Consider the following 26,073-nt stretch of genomic DNA (forward strand, 5'->3'; position numbering starts at 1 on the left):
TCCGCTCACATCTTCGCGAGGTCGAGGTCGAGCAGCTTGCCCATCTCGCGGATCACGTCATAGTCCGCATCGGAGATGGCGACGAACCCTTCGGCCTTGAAGTTCTTGAGCACCTCTGGGTCCTTGAGCTCAACGAAAGCGTCCCGCACGCGCTCTTTCAGATCGGGCGCCAGGTTAGAGCGCATCGCCCATGGGTACTGTGGGTACTCCTTGCTAAAGCCGAGCACCTTGACCTTCTTCGGGTCGATCAGGCCTTTGCTCACCACGTGATTGAAGATGACTTCCGACAATCCACCCGCGTCGGCGTTGCCATTGGCCACGTTCACCGCTACCGCATCATGGGTTCCCACGAAGTGCTGCTCGTAATCGCTGCCTGCGGTCATGCCAGCCTTCAACAGAAGCGTCTTTGGTATCAGGTGACTGGATGTAGAGGCCCGGTCACCGTAAGCGACCTTCTTGCCACGCACATCGCCATAGGTATCGATGCCGGACTCGGCATTGGCAATGACGACCGACCGGTAGGTGGGCTTGCCGTCGGTGACCATCGCCGCAAAGGGTTCGATGTCGCTCTTGGTCTTGGCCAGGACGTAGGACAGCGGCCCGAAATAGGCCAAATCGATCCGGCCGAAGCGCATCGCCTCGATCATCGACGAGTAATCGGTTGTGACGATCAGCTGGACCTTGCGATCCAGCGTCCGCTCCAGATAGTCCTTGAGCGGTTGGTTTCGCTTGATCAGTTCCGACGCGTTCTCATCCGGCAGCAAGGCGACCTTGAGGGTATCGGGATCGGCATCAGCATCGGCGGCCATGGTGGGCGAGCTGAGACCTACCGCCACGCATAGGGTGAACAGGGCACGTTTGAACAGGTTCATCGGGTCAACTCCAAGTTAGTTGCTCGGCGGGATTGTTGGGCGATCGGGGCAAGGACCTGCTTGTGGCGGGTGCCTGGCTGGGTGCGATAGATGCGGGAATAGTCATCGTCGGTCAGGCTGCCTGGCGGCCCGTCGAAGACCACCTGTGCGTCCGCCAGGCCGACGATTCGGTCTGCGAAGCGCTGTGCATAGCCGAGTTGGTGAAGCGAGACCACGGCGGTGATGCCATCCTCCCGACAGATGTTTCGAAGCAGCTGCAGGACCGTCTCCGAGGTCGCCGGATCGAGACTCGCCACCGGCTCATCGGCAAGGATCACGGATGGCTCCTGTGCCAGCGCACGGGCTATGCCGACACGCTGCTGCTGTCCGCCGGAGAGCTGATCGATCCGGCTCAACGCCTTGTCAGCCAGGCCGACACGCTCCAGGCAATGGAGTGCCAGTTCCACCTCGCGTCGGGGCAGCGGCAACAGCGTGCGCCAGGCGCCGTGGTGGGCCAGCCGGCCGGTGAGCACGTTCGCCAGCGCGCTGTGCCGTTCGATGAGGTGGTGCTGCTGAAAGACCATCGCCGTCTGGCGTCGGTGGCTCTGAAGTGCCCGCGGGGAGCTGAGAGTGCCGAACTGCTTGGAAACGACCTGACCAGAGGTCGGGCGTACCAGATGGTTCAAGGTGCGCAAGAGCGTCGATTTTCCCGCCCCGGAGAGGCCGAGCAGAACGGTGAATTGCCCGCGCCGAAAGTCGATCGAAGTCGACTTCAGCGCCACGACGCCCCTTGGGTAGGTCACGCCCAGGTTCCTAACCTGCAGGATCGTTTCATGCGGGTCGTGCTCACTCATGCGATTGTCCTTCGTAATGAAAGCGGCTTTCGGATCACGCTTTGCAATCACGCTAGGTGCATTCAGTGACGTGGGCGTTACCCGGGCGTGAAGGATTTGTGGCGGGGGACGAACCGCAGTTCAGTGCGGGCTCGTCTGCCAACGGACTGAACCATGACTGGAGTCCGCCGGGGAACCGGCCCGCCAGCGTAGCAGCGCTTCCTCCGGCTGTCGGTGCGAACGCGGCGACGTAGATCAGCGCTTTGACCTTGTCGCTGCCGTTTACCGCGATGGTGATGGCGCTACCGCCAGAGCGAGTTTGCTCGCGATCATGGGTACCGAGCGTTTGCCGATCGCCAGCAAGCTGGCTCCTACGGTCGAGGCATGCCGGTGCTTTGAACAAGGCTTCGCCGGCGCACGCGGGTTTCGCTCTTCGGAGTGACTGACCAGCACGATAGGCCCAGAGGTGCGCTCTAGCAGGGCGGATACCTACTTGGCATCCTTCACCACGCCGCGCAGCGGATTAGCGGCGGCCACGACAGGGTGAAGCCTTGATCGATCAATCGAGCGACAACGCCGTTCCAGCTCGAGGATTCGGCAAAAGCACCGTGTACCAGGATCACGGTGGGCTTGTCGGCGGCGAAGGTTACGCCACTCCGAGCGCGTAAGCGGCGAAGGAACAGAGTGGCGGCTGCGATCGCTTTGCGGGGTTCGATGCAGTGATCATGGCAATGTTTGAACGAGAGCTGTGCCAGTCAGGGTGCGATCTGCCTTACCGGACGTATGAGAATTTCTTGTACCAACACCCGGGGTGGTTGCGCAAACGCATACACCAGTGCCTGGGCCACATCAACAGATTCGAGAGCATCAAGGCTCTGGCGGCGCTCGCTCAGGTCAATATTGTGGCCGAACTCTGTCCAGACGGCGCCTGGCTCAATAACAGACACGCGGATGCCGTCGGGCCCTAATTCCTTACGCAACGCATCGTGAAAGCCGATCACCGCGAACTTGGTTGCAGAGTAGACCGACCATCCAGCCACGCCGTGCCGGCCCCCTACACTAGACACTGAAGAAATCATCGCGCCTGGACGATTTTTCATAAGCGGAATAGCCGCGTGTGTGCAATGCAGCAATCCCACGATATTCGTGTTTATCTGGGTCAGCCAGTCTTCGGATCTGCTTTCTACGAAACTGGCATAGATTCCGAGACCTGCATTATTGAACAGTAGGTCAAGGCCGCCATGCTTGGCTCGTACCGATTCGAACAGGTCATTCACTTGAAGCGCATCGGTTACGTCTAGCTGTACCGCCGAAGCCAACGGGCCCAACTCTTCGGCCAAAACCGAGATCTTTTCGAGGCGGCGTGCTGACATCACGACATTCACCCCCTCATCGACCAAAAGGCGCGCGGCGGCTTCGCCTATGCCACTAGATGCGCCTGTAATGACAGCGACTTTGCCTTGCAGATTTTCCAGTTGCATATTTCCTCCAGCACCAAAAGGGTTGCCAAGTTAATGGGACCTAGGGCTTCCGACAGTCTCGTTCCTCAGCTGACTTGCGTTACCAAGACCACTGTACAGGGACACTGCCAACACGCTGTTGTTTCCGCCAAAGCGCCAAGCCAAAAGTCTACCGAGGTGATGTTGATGATGTGGCCGCTGCGCTGGTCCCGCATCACAGGCAATACGGCGCGGGTCATTGCAAACAGGCCGAACACATTGGCATCAAACTGGGCGCGGATCTCAGACTCGATGCCTTCTTCCGCGGTACTTCGGTAACCGTAGCCGGCATTGTTGGCGCGTACGTCAATACGGCCGAAGCGCTCCTTGGCGGCTGCGAAGACAGCCTCGATTCGGTGAGGAAGGCCAACGTTCAGATCGAGCGCAAGAACTCGATCACCGGCCTTTTCGGCCAGGTCCGCGACTCTTGACCTGTCTCTAGCCGTTGCGATGAGATGCCATCCCCGTTCAACGATCAGGTGGCCAGGGAGCATGATCGGCTCTCGCCTGACCATGCTCCGCCAAGAGGATCCAGACTGGCTGCAGCGTGACGCCAGGTTTTGCGGACCGGCCCGCTTCGGCAGCAAGCTGCGCCACGATCTGACCGAGCACGGCCTGCCGGCCAGCGATTTCCATCAGGAATTGTGCAACATGCGCTGGCGCACGGTCCCGGCTGATCCTGCGGAGCAGAATGGGCGACCTCAACGAGCACGGATGCTCTCTATGCAGCGCCTGATCGCGACAGCACTCTGTACCCTCTCCTGCCTGGCAATGGCCGATTGCCCTGACTGGCCGAACCGCCGCGCTGAAACGGAGATCGCAGCCTTGGCTGCCCAGGTGGCGCAATGGGACGCCGCCTATCATCGGCGCGGTCTCTCACTGGTCGACGACGAAATCTACGACCAGACCCGGCGGCGTCTGGAGCAATGGCAAGACTGCTTTGCGACTGACAGCGCAGCAACCGCCGCAGACCCGCTCGACGGCAGCGCCGGGGCCGTTGCCCATCCCGTCGCCCAGACCGGCCTGGCCAAACTTGCCGATAGCGAGGCGGTCAAGGACTGGCTCACGGCCCGCTCGGATGTGTGGGTCCAGCCCAAAGTCGATGGCGTCGCGGTAACGCTGCATTACCAACAGGGCTCCCTGGTGCGGGTGGTGAGCCGCGGCAACGGCAGTCATGGCCAGGACTGGACCGACCGCGCCCGGCAACTGCCGGCCGTACCGCTGCAGCTGCCGAGCAAAGAAGAACTGATCCTGCAGGGCGAACTGTACTGGCGTTTGCAGGACCACGTGCAAGCGCAAGCCGGCAGTGTCGGCGCGCGTGGCAAGGTCAGCGCAGCGATGGCGAGGCTGGTGCTGGATCAGACGACTGCCGCACAGATCGGCCTGTTCGTCTGGGACTGGCCGAACGGCCCGGCCGGCATGCGGTCTCGCCTCGCCGGCCTGGTGGCGATGGGCTTCGGTGAAAGCGCTGCGCTGACCGTGCCGCTGGAAACTGCGGAACAAGCTGGCCATTGGCGTGACCACTGGTTCCGCCATCGTCTTCCATTCGCCAGCGATGGGGTCGTGCTGCGCCAGGGCGAACGCCCGGACGCCTCCCGCTGGCAGGCCCAGCCGCCGCACTGGGCAATTGCCTGGAAATATCCGCTGCGCACAGCCGTCACCCGGGTGCGCGAGGTGACGTTCAGCATTGGTCGCAGCGGTAAAATCACACCGGTACTGCAGCTGGAGCCGGTACAGCTCGATGACCGCCTCGTCAGCCGCGTCAGCCTCGGTTCCGTGAGGCGTTGGCAGCAGGCTGACGTACAACCCGACGATCAGGTCGCGATCGTCCTGGCCGGCCTGACCATTCCGCGCTTCGAGCGTGTCGTCTGGCGCATGCAGCAGCGGCGGCGGCGAGTCGAAGCGCCCACGCCGGACGCCTACCACTTGATGAGTTGCTGGCACGCCAGCCCCGGCTGCGATCAGCAATTCGTCGCCCGCCTCGTCTGGCTCAGCGGTAACAACGGACTCGACCTGCCGCACCTGGGCGCGGGGACTTGGCAGGCATTGGTGGATGCCAGGTTGGTCGATGACCTGCTTGACTGGCTGTACCTCGATCAGGGCCGTTTGCAACAAGTGCCAGGTATCGGCGAAGCCAGCGCCGGCAGTCTGGTCGCCAGTTTCCAGCTGGCGCGCGGCCGCCCTCTCGCCAGTTGGCTACGGGCGCTCGGCGCACCACCCGGTGCCGACGCAATACCGGCCGACAGCTGGGACGACCTGGAGGCACTCTCGCTGGCGCGATGGCAGGCCGAGCCCGGCATCGGGGCGACACGCGCCAAGCAGCTTCGGACCTTCTTCACGGCGCCGGAAATCCTCCGGCTGCGTCAGCAACTGCGCGAGGCCGGGATCGCCGGATTCTGAGGGCACTTCACAGCCCGACTCCAGTCTTATGACATCAACAACAAAAAGGATCTGTGCATGACCGGCCGGCACAATCTCCTCGCGTATCTGCTGATCTACCTCTGTTGCAGTGTGCCAACGATGGCCATGGCAGAGACGGACGCGACCTGCAGCGAACCACGCGAGCGCATCAGCCAGCAAATCAAGGACGCTCGCCTGAAGGGCGATAGCAGTCGGCGCGTGATACTTGAGGCTCAACTGCAGCACCTGACCGAACGCTGCGGCGGCGTGGTCCCGTTGCAACCCAACCGCGCCGAGATCGAACGCGCAAAGCGTCTGGCTGCGACGCGTGAAGCGCAGCTGCGCGAGGCCTTGGGAACAGGCGATCCGCAGGTCATCGAAGAGAGCCAACGGCGCCTGGATCAGGCCCGCAAGGAGCTGGAAGCGGCCAAACGCTGATGGTGCGCCGCCTCGATCAATAAGCGCGGAATTCCTTGTGGCACGCTTCGCAGGCGTCTTCTACCTGCTGAAACGCCGGCGCGACGCTTTCGGAGGTCACCGGCACCTGAGTGGTCGCCGCCACCAGCGCGGCAGTTCGGGCTTCTAATGCTCGGGCCATCTGGTTGAAGCGCGCCTGCTGTTGCCAGACTTCGTCACGGGCCTCGCTCTGCGCTTCCTTCACTTCTGGGTAATGCTGCCAGGGCTGACGGGACAGCTGATCGAGCTTCGCCGCTCCGCTGGTGAAGCCTTCCGGATCGAACGCCAGGCGACCGCGCAGCATGCCGCCCAGGTCCTCCTTGACATCGAGCATCTGCTGATAGATAGCCTTGCGTTTGCCCAGCGGAGAATCGGGATCGATGCGGTCGCAGCCGGCCAGTACAAGGGCGGCGATCAGCGACAAGCACAACGGCATCAGTTTCATGGCACAACCACTCGGGACAACGATGGCCGGCGATTATCTACCCACGCGACCGATTCACCAACCGCCTCGCGGCTACTGCGACCATTCACCACCTGCGCGCTCGCAGTCGATCTTGGCCTGGGCGCGGTCGCTAGCCTCGTAGTGGTAGGTGACGATGCGCGCCTGCTCCGGCACGGTTGACGGCCCACGCGAGTCGGTCGCCTGGCTGCCGGTTGCGCGCTCGTTGGCCAGCGTTTCCGGGGTCAGTGCGGCGGTACAGACGCCGAAATGGCCGGACGGGCACCGGTCGAGGATTTCCCGGCGAGAATTCTCCACCGCCTCGTTGTTTTGACAGACCCAGTCGATGTTGTTGTCCTGCATGCCCTCGTAGCGAAAACACTGCTCGGTCACTACCGGCGAGGGCACTGCGCCGGAGGTTTCGGCGCTGACGTAGCAGGAATTGGCGGCAGCCGGCAGGCTCAACCCGGCCGCAACGGCTAGCAGAACAGAACGAAACAAGAGGTTCATGTTGGCAGCTCCTGAAGGGTCACTCGCCCGGCGAGGTTCACCGAACCTTATCCTCCGACCCGTCAGTCCTTGGCTGAGTTCGCGATTCGCCTGGCACCATTTGCGTCGAAACCCAGTCCACTATGCATACGCTATCGATGCTGACCTGAGGACCCCATGCTCGAACTTTCGGCCGTTTTCATCAGCCTCACCGCACTGCTCGCCTACCTCAACTACCGTTTCATCGGCTTGCCGCCCACCATCGGCGTAATGGCCACGGCACTGGTGTTTTCGCTGCTGCTGCATGGGTTGACCCTGCTGGGCCTGCCGTTGCTGGAAGCGCAGATCGAAACCCTGGTCGGCCGGATCGACTTCAACCATCTGCTGATGGATGGGATGTTGTCGTTTCTGCTGTTTGCCGGCGCCCTGCACATCAACCTGGCCGATTTGCGCGCCCACCGTTGGGCGATCGGCCTGCTGGCCACCGTAGGCGTCCTGTTCGCCACTGCCGTGATCGGCTTCGGTAGCTGGTGGATCCTCGATCTGTTCGGGTTGCAGCCGCCGCTGATCTATTGCCTGCTGTTCGGCGCACTGATCTCCCCAACCGACCCGATCGCCGTGCTCGGCATCATGCGTTCGGCGGGTGCGCCAAAAGCGCTGGAAACCACCATCGTCGGCGAGTCGCTGTTCAATGACGGGGTCGCGGTAGTGGTGTTCACGGTGCTCCTGGGTGTGCTGGCGCGGGGGGCGGCTCCGGGCGCTGGCGAAGCCATATGGCTATTCGTCGAGGAAGCCGGCGGCGGCATGCTACTCGGTGCGCTGCTCGGCGCATTGACGTTTACCCTGCTCAAGAGCATCGACCAATACCAGGTGGAAGTCCTGCTGACACTGGCGCTGGTCCTGGGGGGTTACACCCTGGCAACCCATCTGCACCTTTCCGGCCCGATCGCCATGGTGGTGGCCGGCCTGATCATCGGTAACCAGGGGCGGCGCCACGCGATGTCGGACCATACCCGGGAGAACCTCGACAATTTCTGGGAGCTGCTCGATGAAATCCTCAACGCGGTGCTGTTCATGCTGATCGGCATGGAACTGGTGCTGCTGCCCTTCAGCGCGCAATACCTGCTGATCGCACTGTGCATCACGCTGCTGATTCTGGGCACGCGCCTGGTGGCCGTCGGGCCGCCCGCGCTGCTGCTGCGCAAGATGGGGCGCGCCCTGCCCGATGGCACGGTACGCATCCTGACCTGGGGCGGGCTGCGAGGGGGAATTTCCGTCGCGCTGGCGCTGGCGTTGCCGACAAGCGCCGAACGCAACCTGCTGCTGAACATCACCTATTTGATCGTGCTGTTCTCGATTTTGGTCCAGGGATTGAGCATCGGCCGGCTGGTCCGCCGGATCTGCCCGCGCGACGGCGGCGGCGGTCACTGACCGAGAGCACTGCGCCGGGCTTGGGATTGCTCGCGGTCACGGCTATAATCGCCGGGCTTCACACCGCCGACACTGCTCGGCCGTGCCCGCCACCTGTCCGAGGGGCGCTGCAGCAGGGCGAAAGCCTGTTTTGGATCTGCCAAGCCACGCGGCCCATCTGTCGCGCCGCAGCAGATCCAACTCAGGTTTCACCTGTCAGGCTCGGATAGGGCGTTAACCATACGCATCAACGGCGCCCATTCGCACAACACGAATGGAGAACTCTTCAATGAGTGCTGTCATGACGCCTGCCGGCTCCAACGATTTCAAGGTCGCCGACATTTCCCTGGCTGCCTGGGGCCGCCGCGAAATCATCATCGCCGAATCGGAAATGCCCGCCCTGATGGGCCTGCGCAAGAAATACGCCGCCGAGCAACCACTCAAGGGCGCAAGGATCCTCGGCTGCATCCACATGACCATCCAGACTGCCGTGCTGATCGAAACGCTGATCGCCCTCGGCGCCGAAGTACGCTGGTCCAGCTGCAACATCTTCTCCACCCAGGATCAGGCCGCGGCCGCCATCGCCGCCGCCGGCATCCCGGTATTCGCCTGGAAAGGCGAAACCGAGGAAGAGTACGCGTGGTGCATCGAGCAGACCATCCTCAAGGACGGCCAGCCGTGGGACGCCAACATGGTGCTCGACGACGGCGGTGACCTGACCCAGATCCTGCACGACAAGTACCCGCAGGTGCTCGAGCGCGTCCACGGTGTGACCGAGGAGACCACCACCGGCGTGCACCGCCTGCAGGACATGCTGCGCAAAGGCACCCTGAAGATCCCGGCGATCAACGTCAACGACTCGGTCACCAAGAGCAAGAACGACAACAAGTACGGGTGCCGTCACAGCCTCAACGACGCCATCAAGCGCGCCACCGACCACCTGCTGTCGGGCAAGCAGGCGCTGGTGATCGGCTATGGCGACGTCGGCAAGGGCTCGGCCCAGTCGCTGCGTCAGGAAGGCATGATCGTCAAAATCTCGGAAGTCGACCCGATCTGCGCCATGCAGGCCTGCATGGACGGCTTCGAGCTGGTCTCGCCGTACAAGGACGGCCTCAACGACGGCACCGACGCCAGCATCGACGCCGCGCTGCTGGGCAAGATCGACCTGCTCGTCACCACCACCGGCAATGCCAACGTCTGTGACGCCGGCATGCTCAAGGCGCTGAAAAAGCGCGCACTGGTCTGCAACATCGGCCACTTCGACAACGAAATCGACACCGCCTTCATGCGCAAGCACTGGGCGTGGGAAGAGGTCAAGCCGCAGGTGCACAAGATTCACCGCAGCGGCGCCGGCAGCTTCGATGCGCAGAACGATGACTATCTGATCCTGCTGGCCGAAGGCCGTCTGGTGAACCTGGGCAACGCCACCGGTCACCCGAGCCGGATCATGGACGGCTCGTTCGCCAACCAGGTGCTGGCGCAGATCCACTTGTTCAACGAGAAGTTCGCCGATCTGCCGGTTATCGAAAAGACCCGGAACGTCACCGTGATGGTGCTGCCGAAGAAGCTCGACGAGGAAGTCGCCGCTGAAATGGTCAAGGGCTTCGGTGGGGTCATCACCCGCCTGACCCCGACCCAGGCCGAGTACATCGGTGTGGAAGTCGACGGTCCGTTCAAGCCGGACAGCTATCGGTACTAAGAGCCGCTGAAGGCTGAAGGCTGGAAAGCCGGACGAAATGGCCGCACCGTGCTGCTCTCTCGTCCAGCCTCCAGCCTCTAGCCTTCATCGATAAAAGGACGTCGCGGGCAGCACCTGCCCGGCAACCCTGGATTCGTCATGAGCACACCCCAATCCCGCCCCTCCATCAGCTTCGAGTTCTTTCCCACCAAGACCGATGCCGGGCACGAAAAACTGCTGGCCACGGCGCGCCAACTGGCCGAATACCAGCCGGACTTCTTCTCTTGCACCTACGGTGCCGGCGGTTCGACGCGTGACCGCACCCTGAGCACCGTGCTGCAGCTCGACGGCGAGGTGAAGGTATCCACCGCACCGCACCTCTCCTGTGTCGGCGACAGCAAGCAGGAGCTGCGCGAACTGCTGAACCTGTACAGGAACGCCGGTATCAAACGCATCGTTGCGCTGCGCGGCGATTTACCCTCCGGCATGGGCATGGCCAGCGGCGAGCTGCGCTACGCCAACGAATTGGTCGAGTTCATTCGCGTCGAAACGGGCGATCATTTCCATATCGAAATTGCGGCTTATCCGGAGATGCATCCGCAGGCACGCAACTTCGAGGCGGACCTGGCCAACTTCGTGCGTAAGGCCAAGACCGGCGCGGACAGTGCCATCACCCAGTATTTCTTCAACGCCGACTGCTACTTCTACTTCGTCGAGCGCGTGCGCAAGCTGGGCGTGGATACGCCGATCGTCCCGGGCATCATGCCGATCACCAACTACAGCAAGCTGGCCCGCTTCTCAGACGCTTGCGGTGCCGAGATCCCGCGCTGGGTGCGCAAGCAGCTGGAAGCCTACGGCGACGACATCGAGAGCATCCAGGCTTTCGGTACGCAAGTGATCACCGAGTTGTGTGAGGAACTGCTCGCCGGTGGCGCCCCCGGCTTGCATTTCTACACGCTCAATCAGGCCGAGCCCAGCCTGGTTATCTACAACAACCTCGGGCTGACCGCCTGATGGCATCGTGCAGCCCGGCAGCGCAACGCGGCCGGGCTGCTCTGCCGCGCCGGAACTTGCCCCGCGTCACTGGCGCGCAACAGGGGTCGATCGAATCGGTTGTTGTCGGGGCGGGCGCTGCCGGCTGCCCGGCTTGCGCCGGCCTGTTACCGCACAAACCGGAGTCCAAGCATCAGGGGCAACGCTCCACGAGGAACCAGGCAGGGGTATTGCGCCTGAACCGTGCAGGCTGCAGCTACTGATCCCTTTTGCCGGCAACCGGGAACAGTCGCGTCGAAGGGCGGACGGCCCTGACTGAACTCAGGGCGGCAACCCGATCCCACGCAACAGCACCGCCGTGATCGTCTGCACTGCCTGCTCGAACTGTTCGTCCGAGAGCGGCTGATTGTCGTTGAGCGCGGTGACCTGGGGCTCGAAATCGGCGTAATGCTGCGTCGACGCCCAGATCATGTAGAGCAAGGCGGACGGCTCAAGCGGCAGAATCCGCTTTTCCTCCACCCATTGCCGAATCTTCGCTTCCTTGGTCTTGGCACCGGCGGCGAGGTTTTCATCGAGCATGTCCCTGAACAGCGGTGCACCGTGCATGATCTCGTTGGCCCAGAGTCTGGAACCGTGCGGCCTGTTGCGCGAGTGGGTCATTTTCTCGCGGATGTAGCTGGTCAGAACCACTCTGGGATCGTCGAAATAGTGAAAGCAGGCGCCCTCTTTTTCCCACAGCCCCAGCAGGTTCACCAGCGCCTCACGGTACAGTTCTTCCTTGGTGCTGAAGTAGTAGTGCACATTGGAGCGTGGCAGCCCGGCATGCCTTGCGATATCGGCCATCGAAGTGCCCGCATAGCCCTTCTCGGCAAACACCACTTCAGCCGCGAGAAGAATCTTTTCCACGTTCTTGCGGCGAGTCTCGATCTTTTGGTTCGTCATTCCATGCCTGGCGTTCGTTCGGAGAAACAAGACTACTCGAAAGGGCATTTTTCCGTACGACCTGGCCCGTACCCAGCGCCCGAGCCATTCGGCTGGGACCCTGCGCTGTCGCAGAGGGCATCAAGCGTCAGGCGCAACATGTCGTGAAAGCCTTCCTGGCGCTCATGGGCAGTGAGCTTCTCTCCGGTGAGGACATGGTCGCTGACGGTCAACACGGTCAGCGCCTGCTTGCCCAGCTCGGCAGCGACACCGTACAGACCCGCCGCTTCCATCTCCACCGCCAGGATTCCCATCTTCCGCATGCGCTGGAACATCTCGGGATCCGGCTCATAGAAGAGGTCGGCAGAAAAAATGTTGCCGACATGCACCTGCTGCGCAACGGTATCGGCATGGCGTTTCACGCGCTCGAGCAACCGGTAATCGGCGATAGCGGCGAAATCGCAGCCACCGAGGCGCTTGCGGTTGACTACCGAGTCGGTGCTCGCACCCATCCCGAGAACGAGGTCGCGCACCTTGACGTGGGGCTGTACGGCCCCGCAACTGCCGACACGCACGATGCGCTCGACACCGAACTGGCTGAACAGCTCATGGGCGTAGATAGACAGCGAGGGAATGCCCATGCCGGATCCCATCACCGATATGCGCTGGCCTTGATAGGTGCCGGTGAAGCCCAGCATGTTGCGCACGCTGTTCACCTGCACGACCTCGCTCAGGTAGTTCTCGGCCAGCATCTTGGCGCGCAACGGGTCGCCGGGCATCAGCACGGTTTCGGCAAAATCGCCCGGCTGGGCTTGTATATGCGGGGTCGGCATGGTCAGACAGTTCCGGTTGACTCAGGGTGGAGAAAGGATTGGCCGAAGGCGCACGGCGGCAGTCCGAAATAATCGGCCAACGTCTGTGCGATGTCGGCAAAGGTTTCGCGTTCACCCAGGCTGCCGGGGTCGATGCCATGCCCCCACGCCAGCACCGGGATATGTTCACGGGTGTGCTCGCTGCCGGGCCAGCTGGGATCGCAACCGTGGTCGGCGGCGATGATCAGCAAATCCTCGGGACCCATCTGCGCCAGCAGTTGCGGAAGGCGCAAATCGAAGTGTTCCAACGCCGCGGCGTAACCGGCGATGTCGCGCCGGTGACCATAAAGCATGTCGAAGTCGACGAAATTGCTGAAAATCAGGGTCCTGTCCGGCGCCTCGCGCAGTGCCCGTTGGGTGGCCTCGAACAGCGCCTGATTGCCATCGCCCTTGTACAGCCGCGAAATGCCGCGATGGGCAAAGATGTCGCCGATCTTGCCTACAGCGAGGACCTGGCCGCCGCTCTCGCATAGGCTGTCGAGAACGGTAGGCGCCGGTGGCGGCACCGCATAGTCGCGCCGGTTCGCGGTACGGGCAAAGTTGGCCGCCTTGTCGCCATCGAACGGCCGCGCGATGACGCGCCCGATGTTGTAGGGGTCGCACAACCCACGGGCGATTTCGCATAGCGCCAGCAGGCGCTCCAAGCCGAAGTGTTGTTCATGGGCGGCGATTTGCAGCACGCTGTCGGCAGAGGTGTAGCAGATCGGTTTGCCGCTGCGAATGTGCTCTTCCCCCAACTGCTCGATGATGGTGGTTCCCGAGGCGTGGCAGTTGCCGAGAATCCCCGGCAGGTCTCCCAAGCGGATCAACTCGTCCAGGAGCGACTGGGGGAAGCTGTTCCGGGACTCGGCGAAATAGCCCCAATCAAACAGTACCGGCACGCCAGCCATTTCCCAGTGGCCGGACGGTGTGTCCTTGCCTGTCGAGAGTTCGCGGGCGTAACCGTAGGCGCCTTGCACCGGCACATCTTCCGCGAAACCCGGGGGGAAAACACCGCCACTGGCCGCTGCCGCATGCCCCAGCCCCAGACGTGCCAGATTCGGCAGCTGCAGTTCGCCGCTTCGCAGGCTGCTGTCGGCATCTCCGCGCGCGCAAGCCTGGGCGATGTGCAGCAGCGTATTGGCGCCCACGTCGCCGAAACGATCCGCATCGGCACTCGCACCGATCCCAAAGGAATCCAGCACCAGCAGTAGTGCGCGTCTTTTCATGACTGCTCCTGGCATATCTCAACAATGACGCGCTCTGGCGGGCAGCCCCGGCTTCCCGTTTGGAAGGCGCTGAGGACCGCCGCCATGGCCTCCTCGGCACTCGCCTGGTCACGCGCATGGATCCGAGCCAGGGGCCGACTGCTGTCGACCCACTCTCCCGGAAAAGCGAGATCACTGAGGCCCACCGCTGGATCGATGCCGTCCTGAGCCCGGCGCCTGCCACCACCAAGCGCGACCACAGCGATGCCGATGGCCCGGGTATCTACGGCCTGCACGAAACCCTCGCCCGGCGCGAAGACCGGCACCACGACGGGCGCTTTTGCCAGGTAGTTGCCGGGCTGCTCCAGCAGATCTGCCGGCCCGCCCAAGGCCGTGACCATGCGCGCGAAGCGCTGTAGTGCCTCGCCGCTATGCCAGGCAGACAGCAGAAGTTGGCGAGCCTGCGGGCGATCCTTGGCCAGGTTCGCCAGCAACAACAGTTCCTCAGCAAGCGCCAAGCTAACCTCCCAAAGCCGCATGCTGCGGACCTCGCCCCGCAATAGCGCGATCGCTTCCTCGACCTCCAGCGCATTGCCGGCGCTGCGCGCCAGAGGCTGGTTCATGTCGCTGATCAGCGCTCGGGTTTTCACACCCCCGCCATCAGCCACGGCGACGATGCTGTTGGCCAGCTCACGGGCCACCTCTGGCAGCGCCATGAAGGCACCATTGCCGACCTTCACATCGATGACCAGCGCATCGAGACCCGCCGCGAGTTTCTTGCTGAGAATCGATGCAACGATCAGATCAATCGACTCGACAGTGCCGGTGACATCACGAATGGAATACAGGCGTTTGTCCGCCGGGGCGAGCACGCCCGTCTGGCCGATGATGGCGCATCCCACGTCGGCGACAACTTCGCGCAGGCGCTTGATATCAGGCTGGCTGTCATAGCCGGGAATGCTGTCAAGCTTGTCCAGCGTCCCACCCGTATGGCCCAGCCCACGCCCGGAGATCATCGGCACGAAGCAACCACAGGCGGCAAGCAGCGGTGCCAGTACCAAGCTGACCAGGTCACCGACCCCGCCGGTGGAGTGTTTATCCACCACCGGACCGGGGAGATCCCAGCGAAGCACATCTCCCGAGTCACGCATGGCCATGGCCAGCGCTACCCGCTCCGGCACTGTCATACCCTTGAGAAAGACCGCCATGGCAAACGCCGCCACCTGCCCCTCACTGATGCTGGAATCGGCGATGCCGGCAACGAACCGAGCGATGTCGTCGTCGCTCAGGACCGTGCCGTCGCGTTTACGGCGGATTACTTCTTGCGCAAGCCACATATCAGTAGCCCCCCTGGCCGGAAGCGGCGTCGCTCAACGCCAACTGCCGCAACAGCTCGTCCAGCAGGCTGGATGCGCCGAGCCGCAGATGCTGTGGCGTAACCCAGTCAGCGCCCAGATGCGCTCCAGCCAATTCGATGTACACGCGCGCATCGGCGAGGGTGCGAATGCCGCCTGCGGGCTTGAAGCCGACCCGCCCCCCGTTAGCCGCAATCTCCGCCAACATGACGTTCGCCGCTTCGGGCGTCGCATTGACAGCCACCTTTCCGGTACTGGTCTTGATGAAATCCGCGCCGGCTGCGATGGCGTCCCGACTGGCCTTGGCGATGATGGCCGGGTCCGCCAGCTCTCCTGTCTCAAGAATCACCTTGAGCCGCACCTGGTTACCGCAAGCCTCTTTGCAGGCGCGAACCAATTCCCGTCCCGCCGTGTCATCGCCAGCGAGTAACGCGCGGTAGGGATACACCACATCGACCTCATCGGCGCCGGCATCCACAGCATCGCGGCTCTCGGAGGCCGCTGCCGTGATGTCGTCGGCTCCCGCAGGGAAGTTGGTGACCGTTGCCACCCTTACCCCGGTCCCGCCCAGCTCATCGAGCGTCCGTCGCGCCAACGTCACGAAACGCGGATAAACGCACACCGCGGCGACGTGACCGGCTGGTGTCAGCGCACGCTGGCAGAGCGCACGGATCAGCGGGTCAGTATCGCTCTCGTTAAGGGAAGTCAGGTCCAGCAGGCCGATAGCCTGCCGCGCCAATTGACGGTCCGAATCAGTCATAAATAGCGTCTCTGGCAGCTTAAAAAACGCTGGCGAGCTTTGTATGTCCGCCACCGGTGAAGCGATCATCAGAAGTTATATTTCAGGGTATAAATGGTCGCGTTCTGGTAATCGTCGGGCGTTCCCAATTTGTTCATCGAATAGCGGTATTGGACGCCGGCGGTGATCTGTTCGATGGGTCGCCACCACAGTGACAATGCGCCGTTATTGCCCATCGCCCCCGCGCTGCCGGCCACGTAATTCTCGCTCAGATAGTCTTCGTCGCGCTTGAATGTCAACTCATGCCAGTTGGTCAGGCTGAAATCCTGTTCGAATGCCTTGAAATCGTAACCCCATACCCAGCCGAGCATGTATCCGTTCATTCCACTGTAACTGGCGCTATTAACGTGTGCCGCACCGACGAAGGGCTTGAGCCACAGGCCGTTTTCAAAGGTATGCCGGTAGCCGAGGCCGACGATCTGGTCCTGCTCGCGGCCATCGAAACCGTAGTCGCGAAAATCATAGACATGCAAATAGACGGAGAACGGCGACTTGCCCAAATACAAGTGCGAGGTGATCTTGGCAGCGCTGCGACGGTTGTCGCGTCCATCGTCTTCGCGCCTATCGTTGCCGGGATTCTCAAGGTCGGCAAAACCGTAGAATTCGCCCCATTCGAAGCCGGCGCCGCCTTCAAGCTCCAGGAAAAAGAAATCACCCTTGCCAGCATTGCTGGCAGTCCGCTTTTCTGTCCCGCGAGACCAATCCAGATAGTTGAGCGAGACGTTGGAAAACGACCACTGCGGGGTAAAGGCATCGGCCCCTGCGTCGGGCGCGGCAATCACCAGCGCACCGGTTGCCAGCAAAGCCCACCCAGCATGGATAACACCCGCTTTCTTCTGGCTAACATCGTTAATCATTCGAGCTCCCTGTCTTTTATCACGGTTGCGCGGCGTCCGAAGCTCGAACCGCCATCGCGTGTCTAGGCTTTAAGAGAGATACCGGCCAGCCCGTTGCGGGCAGTCTCGGTGTCCAGGTCAGAAGGAAAAGAACAGGCCTGCCAACGCTGCGCTCATCAAATTGCTGAGGCTGCCCGCAAGCACCGCCTTGAGGCCGAGTTGCGCCAGCTCATGGCGTCGATTCGGCGCCATCACACCCAGACCGCCAAGCAAGATGCCAATCGACGACAGGTTGGCGAAGCCGCAGAGGGCGAAGGTCACGATCACCTGCGTCTGTGCTGACAGGGGGATGCCATTCGCAGGGTCCAGATACCGGACGAAATCGATATAGGCGACGAATTCGTTGAGCACCAGTTTCTGACCGATGAAGCTTCCTGCCTGCACCGCCTCGCTCCAGGGCACTCCGATGACGAACGCAAGGGGCGCAAACAGGTAACCAAGGATCAGCTGCAAGCTGATATCGCCGTAACCGAACCAGCCGCCGAACCAGCCCAGCAATCCGTTGAGCACTGCGATCAGCGCAATGAAAACCAGTAGCATGGCGCCGACGTTAAGCGCGAGCTGCAACCCGCTGGTCGCGCCGCTGGCAGCGGCATCGAGCACGTTGATGGGCTTGTCACTCACCAGCGAATCAATGTCGTCAGGGTCGTCTTGCGGCTTTGCCGTTTCCGGCTCCATCAATTTCGCCATCAGCAAGCCGCCAGGCGCGGCCATGAAGCTCGCTGCAATCAGATATTTAAGCTCGACACCCAGGCTGGCATAACCGATCAGTACTGCCCCTGCCACTGAAGCAAGGCCTCCCACCATCACCGCGAACAACTCGGAGCGAGTCATGCGCGGAATAAAGGGACGCACGACCAGTGGCGCCTCGGTCTGGCCGACAAAAATGTTGGCGGTGGCAGACATCGATTCAGTACGGCTGGTGCCCAGAACCCAGTGCAATGCACCCCCTATGACGCGAATCACCAGCGTCATCACCCCCAGGTGATAAAGCACTGCAATAAAGGCGCTAAAGAACACAATCAGCGGCAACACACGAATGGCAAACACGAACCCCTGATTGCCGAACAGTTCAAACATTTTGTCGCTGCTCAGGCCGCCGAACAGGAAGGAGATGCCCTCGTTCGCGTAACCCTGCAGCGAGACCACTGAGCCTGAAACACCGGCCAGCATATCTTTGCCCCAAGGGACATAGAGCACAAAGGCACCAATCCCCGCCTGAAGTAGAAAAGCCCCAAGCACAGTGCGCAGGCGAATAGCCTTGCGATTGCTGGAGAACGCGATCGCAATCAACAACAGCACGAAGATACCTATGAGGCTCATGCGGAGTTCCGATATAGGAAAGAAGAACAAGCCAGTGACGCGCCCGACAGGGTCGCCATCTCGATCCTGTCACATCAAAAGGAAAAGGCGCCCGGCAGTAGCTCTTCGCTGCTCCAGACTCGATAGTGTTCGGCATCGCTGCCGCAGCAATAGACGGGGCAGTCAGGCGCTAGCAATTCGCTAATGACCTGACGGCACGCCCCGCAGGGGCTGATACGCTCCATTTTCGGCGCATATACAACCAGCGCCTTGAAGCTTCTCGGCGCGTATCCCTGACTGATCGCTGCGCAGAGCGCAGCGCGTTCGGCGCAGTTAGTGAGTCCGAAGGACGCGTTCTCCACATTGCAGCCAACAATGGTCGTGCCGTCGGCAGTCAACAGCGCAGCCCCTACCGGGAATTGCGAGTAAACGCAGTAAGCGTTTTCCGCGGCCTGTTTTGCCGCGTCCAACAGCGGCAGGATGTCCGCATCAGTCGTCTCTTTTTTACTGCTCATCTTTACTCCAGCATCATTTGACAATGAACTCGCCACTACAGACAGGTAATATGCAAATCCAAGGCCACATCGAGAAATAGCAATATTTTTAGTTAATTATCAGTAGCTTGTATTTATCCTGAAAAAATAAAGCCAGCCTGAAGAGCATCAATAAAAGCGTAATCGCACCAAACTAACGAGCAAGCTGTCACTTGCGACAGCTTTATTGGTGCAACGAAAAGAGCCCTAAGGAGCGACCAGCTTCGTCAGGGCTTTTATGCTGCGGGCCCGGTTCGAAACGCTCGGCCTCGCGAGGCCGCTTCGCAAGTGAAGGCTCACGCCGGGCAGGGCAAATCGCCGCAGCTGCCTTGCAATAGGTGCTGGCGCCTGAACGAAGGAAGTGCCACACTGTCTCAGCAATGCGGCGTTAACAGGCTCTGTTATACTCCGCGCTTCCGCCAGGCTTACGCCCGGATGTCGTTATCGTAGAGATGCGGCAGGACCGGACGGGATCGCACGCCAGTCGCGATTCGAGCCAGGCATGACCATCCCAGGGCATCGCCCTACACAAGACAGGATTACTCATGTCCTTTGCTTCCCTCGGTCTCTCCGAGGCTTTGGCCGGTGCCGTCGAGGCTGCCGGCTACACCCAGCCTACACCCGTGCAACAGCGGGCCATTCCCGCCGTGTTGCAAGGACGCGACCTGATGGTCGCGGCACAGACAGGAACCGGCAAGACCGGTGGCTTTGCCCTCCCCGTACTGGAAATTCTATTCCCGGGCGGCCATCCCGATCGCGAACACCGCCATGGCCCGCGCCAACCGCGCGTGCTGGTGCTGACACCAACCCGCGAGCTGGCTGCCCAGGTGCATGACAGCTTCAAGGTCTATGCCCGCGATCTGCCGCTCAAAAGCGCGGTGATCTTTGGCGGCGTCGGCATGAACCCGCAGGTTCAAGCCATTGCAAAGGGCCTCGACGTGCTTGTCGCCTGCCCGGGCCGCTTGCTCGACTTGGCTAACCAGAAAGCCGTCGACCTTTCCCACGTGGAGATTCTGGTCCTCGACGAAGCCGACCGCATGCTCGACATGGGCTTTATCCATGACGTCAAGAAGGTCCTCGCCAAGCTGCCGACCAAGCGCCAGAACCTGCTGTTCTCGGCGACCTTTTCCAAAGACATCACCGACCTCGCCAGCAAGTTGCTGCACGAGCCGGAGAAAATCCAGGTCACGCCACCGAACACGACTGTCGAGCGTATCGAGCAGCGCGTTTTTCGCCTGCCATCCACGCACAAACGTGCCCTGCTGGCCCATCTGATCACCAAAGGCGCCTGGGAACAGGTGCTGGTGTTCACCCGCACCAAGCATGGCGCCAACCGCCTTGCCGAGTATCTCGACAAGCACGGTTTGCCGGCCGTCGCGATTCACGGCAACAAGAGCCAGAACGCGCGGACCAAGGCGCTGGCAGATTTCAAGGCCAACCAGGTGCGTATCCTGGTCGCCACCGATATCGCCGCGCGCGGGCTGGACATCGACCAGCTGCCTCACGTGGTCAATTTCGAGCTGCCGAACGTCGAGGAAGACTACGTTCACCGGATCGGGCGTACCGGTCGGGCTGGCCGCAGCGGTGAAGCGATTTCGCTGGTTGCACCCGACGAGGAAAAGCTGCTCAAAGGCATCGAGCGGATGACCAAGCAGAAAATTGCGGACGGCGATTTGCTGGGCTTCGACGCCAGCAGCATCGAGGCGGAGAAGCCGGAAGTCCGTGCGCCGCGTCCTGCCCGCAACAGTGAACGCACACCTCGGAGCGAGCGCGCCGGCAAAACCACCGAAGCTGCAGCCGGCGAGCCGAAAGCGGGTGAGCGCAACCGTCGCGAACGCAACAAGCCGCGCACTGCGCGTCCAGCGCAGGGCTCGGCAGAGCAGACAGCTGCAGCTCCGGTGAGCCGGCCACCTCGGCTACCGAATGATCGCGCTCCGGACGTATTTCTCGATGATGAAGTCGATAACTTCGGCAACAGCGTCGACTATGTCAGCCCCTACCAGAACAAGCAGGGACGTGGCCGGCGTCCCGGCGCGCCGACTCAACCGGCTAGCCAGCCACGTGCCGCGGCAGGCCCACGCAGCGGCGCTGCCAGTGCCGGCGCTCAAGGTAAAGCCAAGCGTCAAGGGCAGCCGGCCCGTGGCGGGCAGCCACGCCGCAAGAACGAAGGGCGCCGGATCGACGGTGACAGCGATGGTGTCCGCCGGGACGTTGCGGAGAAGCCGAAGGAAAAGCAGCCGGTGATCATCCACAAGGAGTCGAAGCTCGACCGACTTCCCAGCATTGAGCAGTTGGAACAGCTGCCGACCAAGCCTCGCGGTGAGAAGCCGGCATTGCTGACCCGCAATCGCTGAAACGCAGCACGGACAAAAACGCCGCCCTCAGAGGCGGCGTTCTTGTTTCAGCGTCAGCTCGGTCCGGGGATCCATCCAACCGGTCCAACCACAACAAACCGGGGCTGGCGTGGCGCTAAACCTCCACATGTCGTGCTGTTCGGCTCCAAGGTCCGCTAAAGTCGAGGCCTCGCAAGCCCGGTCATAACACCACCGACCGACGCCAAGCGCCGCGCGCCAGCCTCAACCCGGCCCCGGCACAACCTCAGCCTCGGCGTTAGCATCCCAACCGCCACCCAACGCCTTGAACAACTCGACTTCACTGATCATCTGCGCCAGACGGTCACTGATGTACTGCTGCTGCACTTCAAACAGCTGACGCTGTGCATCGAGCAAGGTCAGGTAGCTGTCTACGCCCGTCCGGTAACGCCTCTCGGCGAGACGATAGTAGTCTTCGCTGGCCTCCAACAAGTCACCCTGAGCCTGCAACTGGCGAACGTAGGTCGCCTGGGCGGCCAGCCCGTCCGCCACCTCACGGAACGCCGTCTGGATTGCCTGTTCATACTGCGCCACCTGGATGTTGCGGCTGATCTCGACGTAGTCGAGGTTGGCACGCAGTTGCCCGGCATTGAAGATCGGCACACTGATGCTCGGAGAAAAATTCCAGTAGCTGGAGCCACCATCGAACAGCCCGGACAGCTCGCTGCTCGCGGTACCTACCGCGCCAGTGAGGCTGATACGCGGAAAGAACGCTGCCCTCGCCGCCCCGATGTTGGCGTTGGCAGCGCGTAGCTGATATTCGGCTTGAATGATGTCCGGACGCTTATAGAGCAAGTCCGACGGCAACCCCACCGGAACAGTGGCCAGCAGGTCGCGCTCCAGTCGACCATCGGCCGGCAAGTCCAACGGAATGTCTCGGCCAAGCAGCAGCGCGAGGGCGTTGCGGTCCTGGGCAACCTGGCGGCTATAACGCTCGATCCCCACTCGCGCGGTATCCACTGCGCTGCGCGCCTGGCTCAGATCGAGCGCCGAGGCTACGCCGACTTCGAAGCTGCTCTGAGTAAGTGAGAAGCTTTCCTCATAGGTCTTCAGCGTGTCACGACTCACCTGCAACAGAGCCTGATCGGTCTGCAAGGTCAGCCAGGCGTTGGCGACGCTCGCGATCAGACTGATCCGGGTGCTCCGCTGTGCTGCCTCGGTGGCGAAATATTCCTGCAGCGCCTGCTCACGCAAACTGTCGAGACGACCAAACAGGTCCAGCTCCCAGGAGACACCGAACGTCGCGCTGTACTGGCTGTTGATGTCACTCTCGCCGGTCTGGTTCAGATCTCCAGGAGTTCGCGTACGACTGCCAGCCGCGTCGCCACTTACCAGCGGCAGCAGATCGGCCCGCTGAATACGGTAGAGCGCGCGATACGCATCGACATTCAGCGCCGCGGCTCGAAGGTCGCGGTTGTTCTCCAGGGCCACTTGTATCAGCTCACGCAGCGCGGGATCCCTGAAAAAGGCCTGCCATTCCATCTCCATCGGTCGCTCGTTCACCGCACTGGCAGAGCCGGTGTAAGCCTCACCCTCGGGCCAGGCCTCGGGCGTTGGCGCGTCGGGGCGCTGGTAATCAGGCATTAACGAGCAACCGCTCAGCGCTGCCATCAGCGCCAGGCTCAGTACTGACTTGTTCATTGCGCCTCTCCGTTTTGCTCGTCGCCGCCAGCCTTTTTGCGCTTACCCAGCGAAGACACCACGACATAGAACAAAGGCACCCAGAAGATCACCAGCACGGTGGCGGTGACCATGCCGCCAATCACCCCCGTGCCGATCGCATGCGAGCTACCCGCCCCCGCGCCGCTGGCCAGCGCCAGCGGAACCACGCCGAGCGTGAAGGCCAGCGAGGTCATGATGATCGGACGCAAGCGCATGCGACAAGCTTGTACCGCCGCCTCGAACAGGCTCTTGCCTTCGGCATGCAGATCCTTGGCGAATTCGACGATCAGGATTGCGTTCTTCGCGGTGAGGCCGATGGTAGTCAGCAGGCCGACCTGGAAGAACACGTCGTTGCTCAGCCCGCGCCCCATGGTCGCCAACAGCGCCCCGATCACCCCGAGCGGCACCGCCAGCATGACCGCGAACGGAATCGACCAGCTCTCGTAGAGCGCCGCCAGGCAGAGGAACACGACCAACAGCGAGAGTGCGTAGAGCGCCGGAGCCTGACCGCCGGAGAGCCGCTCCTCGAACGACAGGCCGGTCCACGAGACGCCGACACCCTCCGGCAGCTGTTCGGCCAGACGCTCGACCTCAGCCATAGCATCGCCGGTGCTGTAGCCCGGGCCCGGCTCGCCGAGGATCTCCATCGCCGACACACCGTTGTAGCGCGACAGCTTGGGCGAGCCGTAGATCCACTTGCCACTGCCGAACGCACTGAACGGCACCATTTCGCCCTGATCGTTGCGCACGAACCACTTGTCGAGGTCCTCCGGCCCCATGCGCGATGGCGCGATACCCTGCACATAGACCTTCTTCACCCGGCCGCGATCGATGAAATCGTTGACGTAGCTCGAACCCCAGCTGATCGACAGCGCGTCGTTGATCTCGCTCAGGGCAACGCCCAACGCCCTGGCCTTCTCGTCATCGATCAGCAACTGGTACTGCGGCTCGTCGTTCAGGCCGTTTGGGCGTACCGCCTGCAGCATAGAGCTCTGCGCAGCCAGCCCGAGAAACTGGTTACGTGCAGCCATCAACGCATCATGGCCAAGACCGGCACGGTCCTGGAGGTAAAAATTGAAGCCAGTCGCGTTGCCGAGCTCCATGACCGCAGGCGGCGCAAAGGCGAACACCATGGCATCCCGGAACGAGCTGAAGTGCTGCTGCGCGCGCTTGGCCAGGGCGAAAACGCTGTCCTCAGCGTCCGGACGCTCTTCCCACGGCTTGAGCCCGATGAACGCCAGCGCCGAGTTCTGACCACGGCCGGCGAAGTTGAAGCCGGTAACGGTGAACACCGAGTTGACCACGTCCGACTCTTCCGTCAGCAGGTACTCTCGCATCGCGTCTACAGTTTGCTGGGTACGTTCGGCCGTCGAGCCCGCCGGCGTCTGCACCTGAGCGAAGAGCACGCCCTGGTCTTCATCGGGCAGGAAGGCACTGGGCAGCCGGGCGAACAGCAGAGCCAGCGCAGCGACGATGGCAACATACAGGATAAGGAACGGCAGCTTGCGCCGCAGAACCGCGACCACCCCTTTCTCGTAACGCCGCACTCCGCGATCGAAGGTCCGGTTGAACCAGCCGAAGAAGCCGCGCTTCTCATGCTGATGGCCCTTCTCGACGGGCTTGAGCAGGGTTGCGCACAGCGCCGGCGTGAAGATCAGCGCCACCAGCACCGAGAGCGTCATGGCCGAGGCAATGGTTATCGAGAATTGCCGATAAATGACGCCGGTGGAACCGCCGAAGAACGCCATCGGCAGGAACACTGCCGAGAGCACCAGGCCGATACCCACCAGTGCGCCCTGAATCTGGCCCATCGACTTGCGCGTCGCCTCCACCGGCGACAGCCCTTCCTCGGCCATCACCCGCTCGACGTTTTCCACCACGACGATGGCGTCGTCGACCAGCAGGCCGATCGCCAGCACCATGGCGAACATGGTGAGGGTGTTGATGCTGAAGCCGAACGCCGCGAGCAGACCGAAGGTCCCGAGCAACACCACTGGCACGGCGAGCGTGGGGATCAGCGTGGCGCGGAAATTCTGCAGGAACAGATACATCACCAGGAACACCAGTACGATCGCCTCGAACAGGGTGTGCACCACGTTCGTGATCGACGCCGAGACCACCGGCGAGGTGTCGTACGGATAAACGATTTCCATCCCGCGCGGAAAGAACGGCTGCAGTTCGCTGATGGTCTGACGCACGGCCTGGGCGGTATCCAACGCATTGGCGCCAGTCGCCAGCTTGATGCCAATGCCGGCCGCAGGGCTGCCGTTGTATTGCGCAGTGATCGCGGCTCGCTCGGCGCCCAGCTCGACTCGGGCGACGTCCTTCAGGCGAACCTGGGAGCCGTCGCTGTTGACCTTGAGGAGAATCTCGCGGAACTGCTCGGGTGTCTCCAGCCGCGTTTTGCCGATGATAGTGGCGCTCAGCTGCTGGCCGGGAACGGCCGGGAGGCCGCCGAACTGACCGGCCGAAACCTGCACGTTCTGCGCACGAATGGCATCGCCCACGTCCACCGGGGTCAGCGCAAAATTATTCAGCTTGGCCGGGTCCAGCCAGATGCGCATGGCGTACTGGGAGCCGAACACCTGGAAGTCACCGACCCCCGACGTACGGGAAATCGGGTCCTGAATATTGGAAACAATGTAGTCGGCCAGGTCGGTCTGGATCATACTGCCGTCCGACGAGACGACGCCAACCACCATCAGGAAGTTGCGTACCGCCTTGGTCACGCGAATGCCCTGCTGCTGAACTTCCTGCGGCAGCAGCGGAGTGGCCAGCTGCAGCTTGTTCTGCACTTGCACCTGGGCAATATCCGGATCCGTACCCTGGTTGAAGGTGACCGTGATCTCCATGCTGCCGTCGGAGTTGCTCGCCGAGCTGATATAGCGCAACCCGTCGATACCATTGAGCTGCTGTTCGATGACCTGCACCACGGTGTCCTGCACCGTCTTTGCCGACGCACCCGGATAGGTTACTGAAATGCCGACCGCCGGAGGGGCAATGCTGGGGTACTGGTTGACCGGCAGGCCGAGGATGGACAGCCCACCGGCAAGCATGATCACCATCGCGACCACCCAGGCGAAGATCGGGCGATCAATGAAAAAGTTGGACATCGCGGATTTT

The 26,073-nt window shown here is 62.1% G+C and carries 22 protein-coding genes, 1 pseudogene and 1 riboswitch; of the genes and pseudogenes, 6 read left to right on the plus strand and 17 right to left on the minus strand.

Annotated elements, in window-relative coordinates; translation table 11 throughout:
• Positions 1–5 precede the first annotated feature (5 nt).
• The 5 genes and pseudogenes from phnD to NA637_RS00850 all read right to left on the minus strand — a co-directional run bounded on the left by phnD (position 6) and on the right by NA637_RS00850 (position 3,677).
• Positions 6–872, minus strand: a complete 867-nt coding sequence (phnD, locus tag NA637_RS00825) for a phosphate/phosphite/phosphonate ABC transporter substrate-binding protein (RefSeq protein WP_256070505.1) — start codon at positions 870–872, stop codon at positions 6–8.
• Positions 869–1,705 (minus strand): phosphonate ABC transporter ATP-binding protein, encoded by an 837-nt coding sequence (gene phnC / locus NA637_RS00830; RefSeq protein ID WP_256070507.1) that lies wholly within the window; start codon positions 1,703–1,705, stop codon positions 869–871. Before phnC ends, phnD begins: the two co-directional genes overlap by 4 nt.
• 166 nt (positions 1,706–1,871) lie before the next feature.
• Positions 1,872–1,994 (minus strand): annotated as a pseudogene (locus tag NA637_RS00835) (alpha/beta hydrolase); the annotation flags it as partial.
• 445 nt (positions 1,995–2,439) lie between these two features.
• Complete coding sequence (locus NA637_RS00845; protein ID WP_256070508.1) at positions 2,440–3,165, minus strand: SDR family oxidoreductase; 726 nt, start codon at positions 3,163–3,165, stop codon at positions 2,440–2,442.
• Between the two features lie 65 nt (positions 3,166–3,230).
• The gene (locus NA637_RS00850; protein ID WP_256070509.1) at positions 3,231–3,677 is read right to left on the minus strand and encodes an SDR family NAD(P)-dependent oxidoreductase; all 447 of its coding nucleotides are present in this window, start codon (positions 3,675–3,677) and stop codon (positions 3,231–3,233) included.
• A 229-nt stretch (positions 3,678–3,906) separates the two neighbouring features.
• Here NA637_RS00850 and ligB point away from each other — a divergent pair, with 229 nt between their 5' ends.
• Together ligB and NA637_RS00860 are read left to right on the plus strand one after the other, a co-directional pair.
• On the plus strand, positions 3,907–5,583 hold the full coding sequence (gene ligB / locus NA637_RS00855; protein ID WP_256070574.1) for an NAD-dependent DNA ligase LigB: 1,677 nt from the start codon (positions 3,907–3,909) through the stop codon (positions 5,581–5,583).
• A gap of 57 nt (positions 5,584–5,640) precedes the next feature.
• A complete protein-coding gene (locus NA637_RS00860) occupies positions 5,641–6,021 on the plus strand; it encodes a DUF1090 family protein (protein WP_256070511.1) in 381 nt (126 codons plus the stop codon).
• A 16-nt stretch (positions 6,022–6,037) separates the two neighbouring features.
• On the opposite strand, the gene NA637_RS00865 is transcribed toward NA637_RS00860, so the two are convergent.
• On the minus strand, positions 6,038–6,484 hold the full coding sequence (locus tag NA637_RS00865) for a c-type cytochrome (RefSeq protein ID WP_256070512.1): 447 nt from the start codon (positions 6,482–6,484) through the stop codon (positions 6,038–6,040).
• Between the two features lie 72 nt (positions 6,485–6,556).
• Positions 6,557–6,991, minus strand: coding sequence for a hypothetical protein (locus NA637_RS00870; protein WP_256070513.1), 435 nt, complete (start codon positions 6,989–6,991; stop codon positions 6,557–6,559).
• A gap of 156 nt (positions 6,992–7,147) precedes the next feature.
• On the opposite strand from NA637_RS00870, the gene NA637_RS00875 reads away from it, so the two are divergent.
• The 3 genes from NA637_RS00875 to metF all read left to right on the plus strand — a co-directional run bounded on the left by NA637_RS00875 (position 7,148) and on the right by metF (position 11,072).
• Positions 7,148–8,401, plus strand: coding sequence for a cation:proton antiporter (locus NA637_RS00875; protein WP_256070514.1), 1,254 nt, complete (start codon positions 7,148–7,150; stop codon positions 8,399–8,401).
• A gap of 93 nt (positions 8,402–8,494) precedes the next feature.
• Positions 8,495–8,646: riboswitch (S-adenosyl-L-homocysteine riboswitch) on the plus strand.
• 23 nt (positions 8,647–8,669) lie between these two features.
• Positions 8,670–10,079 carry an adenosylhomocysteinase gene (gene ahcY / locus NA637_RS00880; RefSeq protein ID WP_256070515.1) on the plus strand — a complete coding sequence of 470 codons (1,410 nt, stop codon included), beginning with the start codon at positions 8,670–8,672 and terminating at the stop codon, positions 10,077–10,079.
• 138 nt (positions 10,080–10,217) lie between these two features.
• The gene (gene metF, locus NA637_RS00885; protein ID WP_256070516.1) at positions 10,218–11,072 is read left to right on the plus strand and encodes a methylenetetrahydrofolate reductase [NAD(P)H]; all 855 of its coding nucleotides are present in this window, start codon (positions 10,218–10,220) and stop codon (positions 11,070–11,072) included.
• A 300-nt stretch (positions 11,073–11,372) separates the two neighbouring features.
• Here the strand turns inward: metF and NA637_RS00890 are convergent, their stop codons facing one another.
• The 8 genes from NA637_RS00890 to cdd form a co-directional block, all read right to left on the minus strand.
• On the minus strand, positions 11,373–11,993 hold the full coding sequence (locus tag NA637_RS00890) for a TetR/AcrR family transcriptional regulator (RefSeq protein ID WP_256070517.1): 621 nt from the start codon (positions 11,991–11,993) through the stop codon (positions 11,373–11,375).
• A 32-nt stretch (positions 11,994–12,025) separates the two neighbouring features.
• Entirely contained in the window at positions 12,026–12,805 is a 780-nt protein-coding gene (gene deoD / locus NA637_RS00895; protein WP_256070518.1) for a purine-nucleoside phosphorylase, read from the minus strand.
• Between the two features lie 2 nt (positions 12,806–12,807).
• Positions 12,808–14,052 (minus strand): phosphopentomutase, encoded by a 1,245-nt coding sequence (locus NA637_RS00900; RefSeq protein ID WP_256070519.1) that lies wholly within the window; start codon positions 14,050–14,052, stop codon positions 12,808–12,810.
• Complete coding sequence (gene deoA / locus NA637_RS00905; protein ID WP_256070520.1) at positions 14,049–15,368, minus strand: thymidine phosphorylase; 1,320 nt, start codon at positions 15,366–15,368, stop codon at positions 14,049–14,051. The genes NA637_RS00900 and deoA overlap by 4 nt, the downstream gene beginning before the upstream one ends.
• 1 nt (position 15,369) lies before the next feature.
• Complete coding sequence (gene deoC, locus NA637_RS00910) at positions 15,370–16,146, minus strand: deoxyribose-phosphate aldolase (RefSeq protein ID WP_256070521.1); 777 nt, start codon at positions 16,144–16,146, stop codon at positions 15,370–15,372.
• 68 nt (positions 16,147–16,214) lie between these two features.
• Complete coding sequence (locus tag NA637_RS00915) at positions 16,215–16,988, minus strand: outer membrane protein OmpK (RefSeq protein ID WP_256070522.1); 774 nt, start codon at positions 16,986–16,988, stop codon at positions 16,215–16,217.
• 171 nt (positions 16,989–17,159) lie between these two features.
• On the minus strand, positions 17,160–18,404 hold the full coding sequence (locus NA637_RS00920) for a NupC/NupG family nucleoside CNT transporter (RefSeq protein ID WP_256070523.1): 1,245 nt from the start codon (positions 18,402–18,404) through the stop codon (positions 17,160–17,162).
• A gap of 74 nt (positions 18,405–18,478) precedes the next feature.
• On the minus strand, positions 18,479–18,898 hold the full coding sequence (gene cdd, locus NA637_RS00925) for a cytidine deaminase (protein WP_256070524.1): 420 nt from the start codon (positions 18,896–18,898) through the stop codon (positions 18,479–18,481).
• A 563-nt stretch (positions 18,899–19,461) separates the two neighbouring features.
• Here cdd and NA637_RS00930 point away from each other — a divergent pair.
• Complete coding sequence (locus NA637_RS00930) at positions 19,462–21,270, plus strand: DEAD/DEAH box helicase (protein ID WP_256070525.1); 1,809 nt, start codon at positions 19,462–19,464, stop codon at positions 21,268–21,270.
• A gap of 222 nt (positions 21,271–21,492) precedes the next feature.
• On the opposite strand, the gene adeC is transcribed toward NA637_RS00930, so the two are convergent.
• Positions 21,493–22,929 (minus strand): AdeC/AdeK/OprM family multidrug efflux complex outer membrane factor, encoded by a 1,437-nt coding sequence (gene adeC, locus NA637_RS00935; protein ID WP_256070526.1) that lies wholly within the window; start codon positions 22,927–22,929, stop codon positions 21,493–21,495.
• A complete protein-coding gene (locus NA637_RS00940) occupies positions 22,926–26,063 on the minus strand; it encodes an efflux RND transporter permease subunit (protein WP_256070527.1) in 3,138 nt (1,045 codons plus the stop codon). Before NA637_RS00940 ends, adeC begins: the two co-directional genes overlap by 4 nt.
• Positions 26,064–26,073 lie beyond the last annotated feature (10 nt).

The sequence above is a fragment of the Stutzerimonas stutzeri genome, assembly GCF_024448935.1.
GTDB lineage: Bacteria > Pseudomonadota > Gammaproteobacteria > Pseudomonadales > Pseudomonadaceae > Stutzerimonas > Stutzerimonas stutzeri_AO.

Bases quoted from the DNA above. Each gene is read 5' to 3' on its own strand.
- NA637_RS00900 (WP_256070519.1), bottom strand. From the start codon at position 14,052: ATGAAAAGACGCGCACTACTGCTGGTGCTGGATTCCTTTGGGATCGGT.
- deoA (WP_256070520.1), bottom strand. From the start codon at position 15,368: ATGTGGCTTGCGCAAGAAGTAATCCGCCGTAAACGCGACGGCACGGTC.
- NA637_RS00870 (WP_256070513.1), bottom strand. From the start codon at position 6,991: ATGAACCTCTTGTTTCGTTCTGTTCTGCTAGCCGTTGCGGCCGGGTTG.
- NA637_RS00850 (WP_256070509.1), bottom strand. From the start codon at position 3,677: ATGCTCCCTGGCCACCTGATCGTTGAACGGGGATGGCATCTCATCGCA.
- NA637_RS00845 (WP_256070508.1), bottom strand. From the start codon at position 3,165: ATGCAACTGGAAAATCTGCAAGGCAAAGTCGCTGTCATTACAGGCGCA.
- ahcY (WP_256070515.1), top strand. From the start codon at position 8,670: ATGAGTGCTGTCATGACGCCTGCCGGCTCCAACGATTTCAAGGTCGCC.
- metF (WP_256070516.1), top strand. From the start codon at position 10,218: ATGAGCACACCCCAATCCCGCCCCTCCATCAGCTTCGAGTTCTTTCCC.
- NA637_RS00920 (WP_256070523.1), bottom strand. From the start codon at position 18,404: ATGAGCCTCATAGGTATCTTCGTGCTGTTGTTGATTGCGATCGCGTTC.
- phnC (WP_256070507.1), bottom strand. From the start codon at position 1,705: ATGAGTGAGCACGACCCGCATGAAACGATCCTGCAGGTTAGGAACCTG.
- NA637_RS00865 (WP_256070512.1), bottom strand. From the start codon at position 6,484: ATGAAACTGATGCCGTTGTGCTTGTCGCTGATCGCCGCCCTTGTACTG.
- NA637_RS00875 (WP_256070514.1), top strand. From the start codon at position 7,148: ATGCTCGAACTTTCGGCCGTTTTCATCAGCCTCACCGCACTGCTCGCC.
- NA637_RS00860 (WP_256070511.1), top strand. From the start codon at position 5,641: ATGACCGGCCGGCACAATCTCCTCGCGTATCTGCTGATCTACCTCTGT.
- NA637_RS00890 (WP_256070517.1), bottom strand. From the start codon at position 11,993: ATGACGAACCAAAAGATCGAGACTCGCCGCAAGAACGTGGAAAAGATT.
- deoC (WP_256070521.1), bottom strand. From the start codon at position 16,146: ATGACTGATTCGGACCGTCAATTGGCGCGGCAGGCTATCGGCCTGCTG.
- deoD (WP_256070518.1), bottom strand. From the start codon at position 12,805: ATGCCGACCCCGCATATACAAGCCCAGCCGGGCGATTTTGCCGAAACC.
- ligB (WP_256070574.1), top strand. From the start codon at position 3,907: ATGCAGCGCCTGATCGCGACAGCACTCTGTACCCTCTCCTGCCTGGCA.
- NA637_RS00940 (WP_256070527.1), bottom strand. From the start codon at position 26,063: ATGTCCAACTTTTTCATTGATCGCCCGATCTTCGCCTGGGTGGTCGCG.
- adeC (WP_256070526.1), bottom strand. From the start codon at position 22,929: ATGAACAAGTCAGTACTGAGCCTGGCGCTGATGGCAGCGCTGAGCGGT.
- cdd (WP_256070524.1), bottom strand. From the start codon at position 18,898: ATGAGCAGTAAAAAAGAGACGACTGATGCGGACATCCTGCCGCTGTTG.
- phnD (WP_256070505.1), bottom strand. From the start codon at position 872: ATGAACCTGTTCAAACGTGCCCTGTTCACCCTATGCGTGGCGGTAGGT.
- NA637_RS00930 (WP_256070525.1), top strand. From the start codon at position 19,462: ATGTCCTTTGCTTCCCTCGGTCTCTCCGAGGCTTTGGCCGGTGCCGTC.